We start from the raw sequence: 13,670 nt of genomic DNA, 5'->3' as shown, positions 1-13,670 counted from the left end.
ATTCACATTCGTTGTAATCATTGTTTCATTCTGTTTTGTTACATTACGCAACGAATTTTCTACCATCCACTTTGGAGCTACAAAATGAAAGTTGCAATGAAACCTTTATCATTGGCTGTACTTGCGGGTCTTGGTCTGACACTCGCAGGCTGCACAACAACACCAGATACCGATGAAGTGATTAAACTACGTGTCGTAGAGACGACTGACATCCATACTAACCTAATGGATTACGACTACTACAAAGACAAGCCATCACAAAAAATTGGCTTAGCACGTACTGCAACTCTCGTAAAAGAAGCTCAAAACGAAGTAACAAACAGCGTATTAGTTGATAACGGTGACCTACTGCAAGGTAGCCCAATGGGTGACTACATGGCAGACAAAGGCATCGTTGCCGGTGAAGTTCACCCTGCTTACAAAGCAATGAACCAGCTAAGCTATGATGCAGCGAACATCGGTAACCACGAGTTCAACTACGGCCTAGAGTTCTTAGAAGAGTCTATCAACGACGCTGATTTCCCATACATCAGTGCTAACGTTTACGATGCTGAAACAAAAGAGCACTACTTCACGCCTTACATCATCAAGACACATACATTCGCAGATACAGCAGGCGTAGAACACGAGATCAAAGTAGGTTACATCGGCTTTGTTCCACCACAAATCATGACGTGGGATAAGAAGAACCTTGAAGGTAAAGTGATCGCTCGCGACATCGTTGAGACAGCAAACGAACTAGTACCTCAAATGAAAGCTGAAGGCGCAGACGTTATCGTTGCGATCCCTCACTCTGGCGTATCTCAAGACCCATACAAAGCAGGCGAAGAGAACTCGACGCTTTACCTATCTGAAGTAGAAGGTATCGATGCGATCGCATTTGGTCACTCTCACGCCGTATTCCCAGGTAAAGGCTTCGACAACATCCAAGGCGTTGACAACGAAAACGGCACCATGAACGGTGTTGCGGCGGTAATGCCTGGTCGTTGGGGTAGCCACGTAGGTGTTATGGACCTAACACTGGCGCAAAAAGACGGTAAGTGGCAAGTAGTTAAAGGCCAATCTGAAGCTCGCCCTATCTACGACAAGATTGAGAAGAAATCACTGGCTGCCGCGGATGAAGGCATCGTAACTGCACTAGAAAAAGACCACCAAGGTACTCGTGATTTTGTGAACCAGCCAATTGGTAAAGCAGATGACGTGATGTACAGCTTCCTATCGCTAGTACAAGACGATCCAACAGTACAGATCGTTAACCTTGCACAAAAAGATTACGTTGAGCAATTCATCCAAGGCGACCCTGATCTAGACGGTACACCAGTACTTTCTGCAGCGGCACCATTCAAAGCGGGCGGCCGTAAGAATGACCCAGCAAACTTCACTGAAGTTGAATCTGGTCAACTAACATTCCGTAACGCGGCTGACTTGTACCTTTACCCGAACACGCTAGTAGCGATGAAGGTAACGGGTCATGAAGTAAAAGAGTGGCTTGAGTGTTCTGCTGGTCAATTTAACCAAATCGATGTGAATTCAACAGCACCACAACAGCTGATTGAATGGGATAACTTCCGTACTTACAACTTCGATGTTATCGACGGTGTGGATTACCAAATCGACGTAACTCAGCCTGCAAAATACGATGCAAACTGTAAAGTGGTTAACCCTGATTCTCAGCGTATTGTTGGCCTAACTTACCAAGGTAAGCCAATCGACATGAAGCAAGACTTCCTGATCGCAACCAACAACTACCGTGCTTACAGCGCTAAGTTCCCAGGTACAGGTCAAGAGTTCATCGCATTTGATGCACCAGATGAAAACCGTACGGTACTGGCGAACTACATCTCTCGCGTAAGCAAAGAACAAGGTCAAGTGAGCCCAACCGCTGACAACAACTGGTCATTCGCACCAATCAAAACGGATAAGAAACTAGATATCCGCTTTGAAACGTCACCAAGTGAGAAAGCTGCTCAGTTCATCAAAGATAAAGGTCAATACCCGATGAAACGCGTGGCGACTGATGATGTTGGCTTTGGTGTTTACCAAATCGACCTAACTAAATAGACTACTCAAGTAATCGATAGTTAACCTTCTAAAGGCTGAGTCTCACGACTCAGCCTTTTTTCGTTTTCAAAACAACTTAAGCAATTGAATAACAAATAGATTATTTCTTAATTTCAAATAATTCGTCACTCTCAAACTGCTTTTAAAATCACAACCTCTTATCGCACTCCCTCATCAAAACATCATTACGTTTATACCTAGTGGTACTCAAGCAGACTAAAAAAGCTGCAATTCGCTGTAAGTTTTTCTCAGCTCCTCGTGTCTATTTAATTTACTACACTCAATGAATGGTCAAAAACCATTCATCTATAGGATAAATAGGGACATTTGATGAGTACCACCGAGAGCATTCAAGCATGGTTACATTCAGGAGAAGAGTCGCTGCTATGGCTAATGCTTGGCATCATCGCGCTTTCTTACCTGCTTGAAGACCTAGCGATTGTGACTGCTGCAGGTTTAGCGACTCAAGCACTCATCCCACCTCAATACGCACTGCTTACGATTTTCATCGGCATTGCTACTGGTGATCTTGGCCTCTATTACCTCGGGAAGTCAGGGCGTTACTTTCGAGGAGTTCGTTATAAGGCGCTAACCAACCGACACTTTCGCGTACTTCGTACCAAATTACGTAAAAACGCATTCAGTAGTCTTTTTGTGATTCGCTTTATTCCCGGACTGCGCACGGTTGGTTTTACCTTGAGTGGATTTTTCGCTATCCCGCTTCCAACTTTCTTACTGGCTGTAATCAGTGCTACCGCGTTATGGACCGGCGTTGTCTTCTCTGCCATCTACTATTTAGGGACATCAGCGTGGCTGCAAGCCTCTGAATATCAATGGATCGTCATCCCTTGTGCCATCACTTTGCTGCTTGTCGGTAATCGATTAATGAATAAAACCTACTCTAGAGGATTATCATGAGTTCACCGAAAGATATTCGCGTTATTCCCGCACATCAAATCAATGCAGGCATGCCGCTGCTTGAAAAAGATACTGTGCGCAGTGTCTCTCCTTATGAGTTTCTTCCGACTTGGTTTTTCTATACGCCTGTAGTGATTCAAAGTCTGATGCAAGGGCTACGGCATTTTGACTGGGCGCTACCACTCATTGCCAACCCGAGCATCAAACTCAGCGGCATGGTCGGCGAATCGAAACACGAGATACTGAGCCTTGCCGGATCGTCGAGCAAGCGTTGGATCTCTCCATTTATCACTTTAACCAAAACCGATCTCAGCAGTAAGAAGCAAGCTGAAGATGCACGTACAGCACTAGTACAAACGGATCTTAATTTCCCTATCGTGGCCAAACCAGATCTTGGCTGTCGCGGAGTTGGAGTGAAGCTGATCAACAGCCAAGATCAACTTGAGCAATATATTGAATCCTTCCCAAATCACGCTCGTTTTCTACTGCAAGAAAAAGCGCCATACCAGGCTGAAGCGGGCGTGTTTTATGTTCGTTATCCGAATAAAAAACAAGGTGAGATCATCTCGATCACCCTCAAATATGCACCAATGGTCACTGGCGATGGCACTTCAACACTCAAGCAATTAATAGAAAATAACCCACGAGCCGGACAGCTCAGTCACCTGTATCTGCCGAGGCATGAAGACAAATTAGAACAAGTACTTGATGAAGGTGAAGAGTTCCAACTCGCCTTTGCTGGCAGCCATAGCCGAGGGTCTATCTTTCGAGACGGTAATCAATATATCACGCAGGCTTTAACCGAACGTTTAGATGAAATATTCGACGACTTCGACGGTTTTCATTTTGGTCGACTAGACGTCAAGTTCAAAGACATCCACAGCCTAATGCGAGGCGAAGATTTTACGATTCTTGAGGTCAATGGCGCGAGCAGCGAGGCCGGACATATCTGGGATCGTAATACACCGCTGCGAGAGATTTTTTCTACGCTACTTCAACAATACCGCATTCTTTTTGACATAGGTGCTCAGCAGAAACAACGAGGACACCAGCCTCCATCTTTTATGAGCCTATTTAACGCATGGCAAGAAGAGCGACGCCTTGTTCAACAATATCCAACCACCGACTAACTTTGTACGAGGAACATGCATGAACCCGATAGCCCAGCCGAGCGCCTTTGCCGCTGTCTCTCCTAGTATCAAGGGAGCGGTAGAAATACTGAATCAAGGCCTAGAGTTTCTGACAGTAATTTCAGATAGCGATTATCTAACGAATGCTAAGCCACACGTCACTAGCTCTATTGGTGAGCATACTCGTCATATTCTGGATCTTTTTCACGCTTTGATTTTGAAAGAGGATGCGACCGTTGATTACAACACTCGCCGCCGTGGTCACCCAGTAGAATACGATAGGTCGATGGCAATCAAAGAGATCCACTACGTGATCAATTGGCTGGAGCGATTAGACCATCATGATCTAGAAGCACCTATCACGATCCAAACTGAGGTTTCGATGGATACTCAAGTGTTTGCTAGCCTGCCTTCAACACTAGAAAGGGAGATAACCTTTGCAGCGCTGCACGCTAATCATCATTACGCGATGATCAAAGTGATCACCACCTTCCTTGATGTTGAAACCTGTAACGCCTTTGGTTATGCCCCAACCACTAGCAGCTATCTGAGGGAGCAATAATCATGTGTTCAGTATCTTGGTTGCTTGAAGAGAATGGCTATCAGGTCTTTTTTAATCGTGATGAACAAAAGACACGAGCATTGGCCATGCCCCCTAAACAATACCAGGTTAACGGTGTCGATATCATCATGCCACTCGACCCAACAGGCGGTGGTAGCTGGATCAGCATTAACGAGTTCGGACTTTCACTGTGCCTACTCAATAACTATCAAGGCCTGGTGCCAGTCGGCCCATTAGTCAGCCGTGGTTTGTTACTGAAGAACCTATCCTCGAGTCGTAATATCAGTCAGCTTTCAGAGGCTTTTCATCGACTCAACCTACACTCGTTTGCCCCATTTACCCTACTGGCTTTTGCTCCAAATCTAACGCAACACAATGGTGTTGTGATTGCCTATATGTGGGACGGCATCCAACAGAAAATAATGGAAACCGACTCGCCTCTATTCTCATCCGGTGTTGATTTAGAACGAGTACAAGCCTACCGACAAGCCCAATACGATCAACTCGTTGCAACAGAGAAAAGTCAGCAAAACTTGCTTAAGTTCCACTCTCACCATCACAGTGAACAGCCCCATTTAGCAACCTGTATGCATCGTGAAGACGCGCACACAGTCAGCTTTACCCATTTACGTAATCTGCATGGTCATGCTTCGATGTTTTATGCACCCGGCTCACCTTGCGAACCAATCAAGCCACGCCAGATAAATCAGCAGCGTTTTACCTTCAATTTATCACCAGCAATCAATCTATAGATGGAGTCCATCATGAGAAAACTAATCACCATGGTCATGCTACTTGTTAGCCCGTACGTATTTGCCGCCGATGAAATCTATACCGGCTTCTTTAGCAGCAAGGCGCTCGATGGCTACGATACCGTGGCTTACTTCACCTCAGGCAAGCCTGTTGAAGGCAGTAAACAATTCAGCACTGAATACAAAGGTGCGGATTGGTATTTCTCTTCTGAAAAGAATCTGACTTTATTTGTTAATAATCCTGAAAAATATGCCCCTCAATATGGTGGTTATTGCGCATGGGCCGTTTCTGCCAAAAACGACTTTGCACCAGGTGATCCGCAATATTGGACCATAGTGGATGACAAACTTTACCTGAACTACGACCAAGAGATTCAAGAGACTTGGGAAAAAGACCGTGCACAGCACATTCAACAAGCCGATAAAGCTTGGCCGCAGCTGATTAAGTAAGGGAATAGCCATGACATTCACTCCTGCTAAACATCTTCCGGCAACATTAATCGCTTTTGTGTTCATTCAGTCGCTGTTTTTTAAATTCACAGGCTCATACGAGACAGAGCATATATTTGGCACGCTCGCGACATGGTCAGGCTTAAGCTGGTTCGGTTCGTTTGGCGGCTATTTGATAGGCATCGCTGAATTAATTGCTGCCATTCTACTTCACTCGCTGGCATGGCCTGGGTGCGATTATGAGTATGGGAATCATGAGTGGCGCAATCTTTTTCCACCTGTTTACGCCACTCGGTATTCAAATGCCTGAGTTCAATGCAGCAGGTGAGATTGTCGGTTACGACGGCGGGTTATTGTTTGGCATGGCATGCCTGGTCTGGTTATGCGGTGCGTTTTTAAGTGTGAAAGATTTCAAGAATCAAGACGGTTTCCTAAACAACTTTAGTCAATAAGGTAGCTTCATTATGATTGATAGTCCTTTTCGTTTACCACGTTACACGCCTTTTGGTTTGGGTGAGTCTGTTGTCGAGTGGGCAACTGGACTATCTAAGCTAGATCGACTCTACCAAGATCGACAAAACGAGTTATCTAGCTTCGAATTCATGAATTACACCTTGTCGGCGCTCAATATCGACTACTCCATTGCATCGGGAAGCACAGAAAACATTCCTGAAGAAGGCCCTGTCGTGATTGTAGCGAACCACCCACTCGGTGCGATTGAAGGTGTGATACTAGCTGATCTCGTAGGATCAGTGAGGAAGGATGTGAAGGTATTGGCGAATGAGTTACTCAAACGACTACCTGAACTGGATGACCTTTTCATTGGTGTTGATGTCTTTAATGGTAAAGAATCAAAGCGTACTAATGCCAAAGCGATACGAGATGCCAATCATCACCTGGCTGATGGTGGGCTGCTGATCGTGTTCCCAGCCGGAGAAGTCTCCAGTTACCGCAAAGGGGCAAAAACACTTACCGACATCGAGTGGAGCAAATCGGTCGCTAAGTTTGTTAAGCGCCATCAAGCGACGACGGTTCCAATCTTTATCAATGGCAAAAACAGTGAGCTGTTCTACCAAGCCGGTCGAGTGCATCCACTATTGAGAACCGCTCTACTCGGGCGTGAACTTCTCAATAAACAGGCGACAACTATCTCTATCTCGATTGGCTCATCGATTCCTTATTCAGAGATAAAATCGTTTGAAAAAGAGATGGATATCGTCAACTATCTAAGGCTCAACACCTATCTTATGAGTCAACAAGATAGCCCGAACACGCAGATCCACGCCCCCTCTTTCGATACCCAAGTGATTGCGCCAATATCACCAGAAGTATTGGCAATAGAGATCGACTCACTACCTCAAGAAACGATGCTACTCGAACAGGGTGACTTCGAGGTCTACTGTACGCCAAGCCAATCTATTCCCAATTTAATGCGAGAGATTGGTCGAGTCAGAGAAGAGAGCTTTCGAGAAGTCGGTGAAGGTAGCGGGCTTGCTTGTGACTTGGATGAATATGACCTGTACTACCATCAACTGTTTGTGTGGAACAAAGCTAAGGCCGAATTAGTCGGTGCTTATCGACTGGGTATGGTCGACAAGCTAATTGCAGACCACGGATTAGACCAACTCTATTCCCGTAGCCTGTTCAACTACAATCAAGAGTTCATCGATACCCTAGATAACAGTATTGAACTTGGTCGCTCTGTAGTGAGTAAACCTTATCAAAAGAGCCTCAACTCACTGTTACTGCTATGGAAAGGTATTGCGACTTTTGTCTCTCGACACCCTCAATATACTCACCTATTTGGCCCGGTCAGTATCAGTAATGATTACAGCCACAACGCGCGCCTGTTGATCGCGACGACCTTATCGATTCACCATTATGATGAAGAAAAGGCGAGTCTGGTTTCCCCTTCGTCACCGCTCAATACTAGCAGTCATGTGTTCTGGCAAAATCACCTATTGTCTTCACTAGCAAGTGTGCCTCTACTATCCAAAGTATTAGCTCGTATGGAGCAAGGAAAAGGATTACCGGTACTACTGCGCCAGTATCTTGGGATGAATGGCAAGCTAGTGTGCTTTAACGTCGACCCATCGTTTAATGATGCGCTAGATGGCTTGATTGTGGTTAACCTTAAGAAGGTACCATTGAAAACCTTAGGTAAGTACATGGGGCGAGAGCTTGCTCAAGATTACCTAGAGCAGCACACTCAACGCTGATTTAGCCCGAACTGTACCTACACTCAAATAAGTGCGATGATTTCAGCACTTATTTGGGTTAGGTTATTTTCATGCACACCTCTTTTATCGAACAACTGCAAAGCTTCGACTTCTCACAAAGTCAGATTGAATCGCTAGTCGCTGTCGCCAAGCCTCTTGAGCTACCAACCAGACACATCCTTATTAATCAAGGAGAGATGGCAGATTCAATTTACTTCGTGCTTGAGGGCTTATGCCATGCTTGTTACCTCACTAATGAGGGCAAGCAATACAGCAAAGAGTTCTACTGGGAGCAAGACTGGATCATCGGCTTTGAGAGCTTGATAAAAAACCAAGCGTCCCCTTACCTGCTTGAAACCCTCACGCCTATTACGCTATTAGAACTGCCAATGAAGGCCGTAATCGAGTGGCGTGCCTCTAATAATCCTTTGTATTTAAAGTTGTTAGAAACCCAGCTGATGCACAAGGAAAACAAAGAGCGATTCATGTTGCTCTATACACCAGAGCAACGTTACCAGCTTTTCTGTGAGCACTACCCCGATCTGGAACAACGCCTCAACGACAATCAAATTGCTGCCTACCTAGGAATAACGGCGATAAGTTTGAGTAGAATTAAAGGTCGAATTAACAATAGTTAATGCCAACGGTCAGTGTGCATAGTACATTCAAAGCATCGATAATCTCTGGATGTAAACATGATCACTTGGCACTCTATTCCCTTTTCTGAACTTTCAACACAACAGCTCTATCAACTGCTGCAACTACGAGTCGATGTATTTGTGGTTGAGCAAACCTGCCCTTATCCAGAGCTCGATGGCAAAGACACCCTTGAAGGTGTTCAGCACCTAATGGGCTATGCGGACGGAGAGCTCATCGCGTGTGCTCGTTTATTGCCGCCTGGCACCACTTATGACAATGCCAGTATTGGTCGAGTTGCAACCAAACAATCAGCAAGAGGCAATGGTTTAGGGCATAAATTGCTGGTAGAAGCACTAGCTCGCTGTGAGGCATTGTGGCCGAACACGACCATCGACATTGGTGCGCAAGAGCACCTAGAAAGCTTCTACGCTAATCATGGATTCAAAACAATCTCTGAAATGTATTTGGAAGATGATATTCCACACGTAGACATGAGATTAGAGAAGTAATGTCGAATATCACTGTCGGTATCCTACTTTTGATTGCGGGCAACCTGTTTGCCTCGCTCTCTGACGTAGCTGTGAAGTTATTGAACGGCGAAGTACCACCTCTTCAGTATATTTTTTTCCGTCAGTTGATATCTCTGTTACTCATTACTCCTTTGTGGCTGCGACAAAACAAAGAACAACGCCGCTTACAACAAGCCAAGGTCACCTTAATCCGTGGGCAACTGATCTTAATCGGTAGTGGATGTATGGTGGTCGCAATCACCCATATGTCTTTAGCGACAGCTAACGCGGTATTTTACGTCGCCCCATTATTGATGCTGCCTCTGTCAGTGCTTCTACTGAAAGAGCAACCTGCGCTTGGCAAGCTCATCGCCACCACCGTCGGCTTTATTGGCGCGCTAATCGTATTGCGACCTTCTCAGTTCCACTGGGCAGCACTGTTTGCGCTGGGCACAGCACTGACACTCGCACTTTTCAATATATTAGTAAGAAAGATTCCGAGTAAGCAATCAGTAGTAACAACACTGTGGTGGACAACATTATTTTCCCTGCCAATTTCTGCACTATTAGCAATATTTAAATGGCAGCCCTTAACAGCTATAGAGATGGGGTTAGTTTCCACAAGCGCGGTTTGCATTTTAGCCTACAACGGCTTAGCCGTGCTGGCTTACCAAAAAGCACCAGCAGGAGAAATTGCTTTTGCTGAATATTCGGGTTTAGTATTTGTTGTACTATTTGGCATATACTGGTTTGATGAAATACCGGATATTTTGAGCATCATTGGAATGGCGATGATCCTCATGCCGATAATGCTAAAAAATGCCATTTCCACTCGCTGGAGATTAGTAAAGAAGAAATATGATAAAGCACAAAATTAAGCATTATGAAATAGAAGAACATACGGATAATCACTGTCACCAAGAACATCAACTAGTCTATGTCCATAGCGGACTATGCGCTTCACAAACTGAGGGAAAAAACTACTATGCTGTTAATGGTCAGGCTCTTTGGATACCTGCAAACAAATCGCACTCAGCGAGCTTCTTTCAAAACTCCAGATTGAGCTTACTATTCTTTGACCAACCGCCACCGTCGCCCTTAACGACAGAACCAGCGTTACTTAGAGTCACGAACTTTTGGTCTCTATTAATGCATGAGTATTCCCAACATCATCTAGACTTCGACAACAATACACAACATGCTTATAACGATGTTCTTTGGGATCAAGTTCAATATTTAAGCCAAATACAGGGCCCTCAATCTCACACAAATCATTGTGACAAACGACTCACTACTCTTATCAATACAGTATGCCTTAAGCCAAATAAGAATATTACTTTACAAGATTTTGCCAAACATTGCGGCGCTTCAGAAAGGACCTTAAACCGACTGTTCTACAAACAATTTCATCGTTCGTTTGGTGAGTGGCGGAATATGATCGTAATGGAGCGTGCCAATCAAATGCTCATGCAAGGCTTTAGCGCAACCGATATAGCGATTGAACTGGGATACCAAAGCCTTCCAACCTTTTCCTCTGCACTTAAACGTTATAACACAAAAAGACAATGACAAAGAAAGTGCTAACTTTGTCATGAATCGATAAGCTATATTTTAGCGGAACTTTATAATCAATTTAATGAATAAACTGAGGGTAAAGTATTATGCTAAAAAGAAAGAAAACCACACCGCTTCTGATAATCAGTGGCCTACTGGTATTAACATCAGGGGTCATGCTGTTCTTCGATATCATGCCGCGAAAAGTAGTGTTAATGCATGAGTGGATAGGCCTGATTCTTACTATAGCAGTCATGAGCCATGTCTTAATGCATAAAGCTTCAATAAAAATGCACTTAAAAAAAGGTAGTAATCTGGTGTTGATGGTCTGTGTCTTACTACTTGGTAGTAGCATGTTACAGCCAGAAGGTGGCGCGGGTAACGCTGCTGCAAACCTATTCTCAGCTATAGACAACGCCCCAATGGAAACCATTGCTACGTTAAAGCATATATCATTTGAGGAAATGAAAGCTGTGATGCTAACCAATAACATTTCAATTGCTAGCAATAATACAACACTCACAGAAGTTGCTAAGCAAAACAGTATCACTGAGGAGCAACTACTAGAATTAATTTTTAGATAAATATCTTAAGCACAGTTAGCAACAAATAAAGCAAAGGTAAACTCAATATTTACCCAAGCATTCTCAAAGAGCTTGGGTAAACATTCTTTGAAGAACAGAGACAAATCTCTATTATTTACTTCGGCCAAAGCCACCATCCGAAAGACGGAAGAACATGACTGATGTGTCGCCCTTCTCTAGCTGTAGAATATCAAGTTGTCCGGTCTCGGCTAACTTGAATCGAACTAACTGACCTTTACGAATTTGGCTGAGTGGTTTGTCTGCCCCTTCAATACGCACTAACGCATTTAAATCAGACAGCGGTAAATCGTTGTTTCGGAAAACCTGAGCCAATGTATCACCTTGCTTAACTAGGTACTCCTGCCAATTATTGTTCGTCGGCTCTGATGAGTTACTCTTCGTATTGTGCTGCTCGCTCAACCCGACGGTATTAATCTCAAGCGCAACGCGAGATGTAACCGGGGTTGTTTCTACTTTAGGCTCAGGTAACGGCACAACGAGTAGGATAAGAACGAACGGCGAAATCACCATTAATAGTCTTTGGTGTAGCTTAGGTAATAAACCCCATGTCTGCACAACCGAAGTTTTCATTTCTTTTATATCGATCGAGCTCAATTTCTCTTTGACCTGGTTCAGTCGATCCTTGAGTTCTGCAAAGTGGTCAACTTTCTGCTTTTTCTTTTGACGACGATTCATACCACTGCGTCCTATACATTGAATAACTACAGTATAAAAACCAAAGTACCAACAGTATAGATCTTTCCGTCACAACGGGGCTCAATGCAAGAAAATTGACATGGCTGTGATTTGGACGCGGTAAAGCGCAAGTGATCAGGGACTAGCCGTTTCTTCACGCTGCTAATACTGGTATTCTTACCTTTTTCGTACTGACAAAAAGAGTGACTTTTCATGTCTGAAGTAAAATTTGAAACTGTAGAGCAAAAAGCTAGCTACGGTATCGGTCTACAAATGGGCCAACAACTTGCTGGTTCTGGTCTTGAAGGCCTAAACGTTGACGCAATCGCTGCTGGTATCGCTACAGCTCTAGTTGGTGACATGCCAGCTATCGAAGTTGACGAAATCAACAACGCACTACAAGAGCTACACACTCGTGGTGAAGCTGCACGTCAAGAACTAGCTAAAGCCGCAGCTGCAGACGGCGAAGCTTTCCTAGCTGATAACGCTCTTCGTTCAGAAGTAACCGTTCTTGAGTCTGGTCTTCAATACGAAGTACTAACTGAAGGCACTGGCGAAATCCCAACAGCAGACAAGCAAGTACGTGTTCACTACCACGGCGAACTAACTGACGGTACTGTTTTCGACAGCTCTGTATCTCGCGGTCAACCAGCTGAATTCCCAGTAACTGGCGTAATTCAAGGTTGGGTTGAAGCTCTACAAATGATGCCTGTTGGCTCTAAATGGAAGCTATACATCCCTCAAAACCTAGCATACGGTGAGCGTGGCGCAGGTGCTGCAATCCCACCATTTGCTGCTCTAGTATTTGAAGTAGAACTTCTAGCTATTCTTTAATTTTTATAAAAACCTATGGTAAAACAAAATGCTATAGGTCAATAAAATTAAAATAATGTAACGGCGATGCGACTACATCGCCGTTTTTCGTTTATAGTGAAAGAGTAAATTACTTTATTACTTAAGGACGAATAATGAAGAAAGTACTCATCACTGTTTTAAGCAGCCTTGCTGTTGTCTCTTGCGCTAGCACTAGCGATTCTGAACAAACCAGTTCTGGTTCTGATACCAACTACTCTCAACTATCACAAACTGCATTGATGGCAGCTGTGAACATGTGGTCTCAAAAAAATGAAACAACACCGCTTGCCGATACCGTTGCTGACCAAGCTTCAGTAACTAGCGATCAAGCAATTGGTGGCATCGGCTCTATGTTGGCACTTGCACAGAACTCATTAGATACTGCTGACAACAAAGAACTCGCAACGCTTATTCCTGGTATGTCTAGCTTGGAGTCAACAGGTCTATCATCACTACTGAATTCGCAAGGTGCAGTTGAAAGTGCTTTTTCTAGCCTAGGTATGGATCCATCGATGGTTTCTACATTTGCACCAATCATACTTCAAGCACTGCAATCGCAAGGCGCAACGAGTGGTTTGATGGATTCGTTAGCAGCGATTTGGAAGTAGCAAAGTAACGAGACTGCAGATTGAAATGATAAGGGCACTTCGGTGCTCTTTTTTGTGGGTGTAAGAAACTGAGAGGCGAGATACGAGATACGAGATATGAGATATGAGATATGAGATATGAGATATGAGATAT

Annotated in this window: 15 protein-coding genes and 1 pseudogene; 15 read left to right on the top strand and 1 reads right to left on the bottom strand. The window is 44.3% G+C overall.

Annotation, left to right across the window (positions count from 1 at the left end; translation table 11 throughout):
• Positions 1–84: 84 nt before the first annotated feature.
• From BTO10_RS22420 to BTO10_RS22360, 13 genes and pseudogenes are all read left to right on the top strand, one after another.
• Positions 85–2,061, top strand: coding sequence for a bifunctional 2',3'-cyclic-nucleotide 2'-phosphodiesterase/3'-nucleotidase (locus tag BTO10_RS22420; protein WP_105025861.1), 1,977 nt, complete (start codon positions 85–87; stop codon positions 2,059–2,061).
• Positions 2,062–2,391: 330 nt separating this feature from the next.
• Positions 2,392–2,979 (top strand): DedA family protein, encoded by a 588-nt coding sequence (locus tag BTO10_RS22415; RefSeq protein WP_105025860.1) that lies wholly within the window; start codon positions 2,392–2,394, stop codon positions 2,977–2,979.
• A complete protein-coding gene (locus BTO10_RS22410) occupies positions 2,976–4,109 on the top strand; it encodes an ATP-grasp domain-containing protein (RefSeq protein WP_105025859.1) in 1,134 nt (377 codons plus the stop codon). Before BTO10_RS22415 ends, BTO10_RS22410 begins: the two co-directional genes overlap by 4 nt.
• A 19-nt stretch (positions 4,110–4,128) precedes the next feature.
• Positions 4,129–4,671: a hypothetical protein gene (locus tag BTO10_RS22405; RefSeq protein ID WP_105025858.1), complete on the top strand. Its 543-nt coding sequence runs from the start codon at positions 4,129–4,131 to the stop codon at positions 4,669–4,671.
• Between the two features lie 2 nt (positions 4,672–4,673).
• Entirely contained in the window at positions 4,674–5,423 is a 750-nt protein-coding gene (locus BTO10_RS22400) for an NRDE family protein (RefSeq protein ID WP_105025857.1), read from the top strand.
• 12 nt (positions 5,424–5,435) lie between these two features.
• On the top strand, positions 5,436–5,873 hold the full coding sequence (locus tag BTO10_RS22395; protein ID WP_019825480.1) for a YHS domain-containing (seleno)protein: 438 nt from the start codon (positions 5,436–5,438) through the stop codon (positions 5,871–5,873).
• Between the two features lie 10 nt (positions 5,874–5,883).
• Positions 5,884–6,325, top strand: a pseudogene (locus tag BTO10_RS22390) (hypothetical protein).
• 12 nt (positions 6,326–6,337) lie between these two features.
• Positions 6,338–8,092 carry a lysophospholipid acyltransferase family protein gene (locus tag BTO10_RS22385; protein WP_105025856.1) on the top strand — a complete coding sequence of 585 codons (1,755 nt, stop codon included), beginning with the start codon at positions 6,338–6,340 and terminating at the stop codon, positions 8,090–8,092.
• Positions 8,093–8,163: 71 nt separating this feature from the next.
• On the top strand, positions 8,164–8,730 hold the full coding sequence (locus BTO10_RS22380; RefSeq protein WP_105025855.1) for a Crp/Fnr family transcriptional regulator: 567 nt from the start codon (positions 8,164–8,166) through the stop codon (positions 8,728–8,730).
• A 57-nt stretch (positions 8,731–8,787) separates the two neighbouring features.
• Positions 8,788–9,240, top strand: a complete 453-nt coding sequence (locus BTO10_RS22375; RefSeq protein ID WP_004738765.1) for a GNAT family N-acetyltransferase — start codon at positions 8,788–8,790, stop codon at positions 9,238–9,240.
• A complete protein-coding gene (locus BTO10_RS22370) occupies positions 9,240–10,118 on the top strand; it encodes a DMT family transporter (RefSeq protein WP_105025854.1) in 879 nt (292 codons plus the stop codon). Before BTO10_RS22375 ends, BTO10_RS22370 begins: the two co-directional genes overlap by 1 nt.
• Positions 10,099–10,809 carry an AraC family transcriptional regulator gene (locus BTO10_RS22365; protein WP_105025853.1) on the top strand — a complete coding sequence of 237 codons (711 nt, stop codon included), beginning with the start codon at positions 10,099–10,101 and terminating at the stop codon, positions 10,807–10,809. The genes BTO10_RS22370 and BTO10_RS22365 overlap by 20 nt, the downstream gene beginning before the upstream one ends.
• A gap of 92 nt (positions 10,810–10,901) precedes the next feature.
• Complete coding sequence (locus BTO10_RS22360) at positions 10,902–11,378, top strand: DUF4405 domain-containing protein (RefSeq protein WP_004738771.1); 477 nt, start codon at positions 10,902–10,904, stop codon at positions 11,376–11,378.
• A 111-nt stretch (positions 11,379–11,489) separates the two neighbouring features.
• On the opposite strand, the gene BTO10_RS22355 is transcribed toward BTO10_RS22360, so the two are convergent.
• Complete coding sequence (locus BTO10_RS22355) at positions 11,490–12,074, bottom strand: LysM-like peptidoglycan-binding domain-containing protein (protein WP_105025852.1); 585 nt, start codon at positions 12,072–12,074, stop codon at positions 11,490–11,492.
• Between the two features lie 213 nt (positions 12,075–12,287).
• Here BTO10_RS22355 and BTO10_RS22350 point away from each other — a divergent pair, with 213 nt between their 5' ends.
• Positions 12,288–12,908 carry an FKBP-type peptidyl-prolyl cis-trans isomerase gene (locus BTO10_RS22350; protein WP_004738774.1) on the top strand — a complete coding sequence of 207 codons (621 nt, stop codon included), beginning with the start codon at positions 12,288–12,290 and terminating at the stop codon, positions 12,906–12,908.
• A 134-nt stretch (positions 12,909–13,042) separates the two neighbouring features.
• Positions 13,043–13,537 carry a DUF2780 domain-containing protein gene (locus BTO10_RS22345; protein ID WP_105025851.1) on the top strand — a complete coding sequence of 165 codons (495 nt, stop codon included), beginning with the start codon at positions 13,043–13,045 and terminating at the stop codon, positions 13,535–13,537.
• The last annotated feature ends 133 nt before the right edge of the window (positions 13,538–13,670 follow it).

This window comes from Vibrio chagasii (assembly GCF_002954585.1).
Taxonomy (GTDB): Bacteria; Pseudomonadota; Gammaproteobacteria; order Enterobacterales; family Vibrionaceae; genus Vibrio; species Vibrio chagasii_A.
The sequence above is the reverse complement of the archived record's forward strand: the minus strand, read 5'-3'. Positions and strand labels throughout refer to the sequence as shown.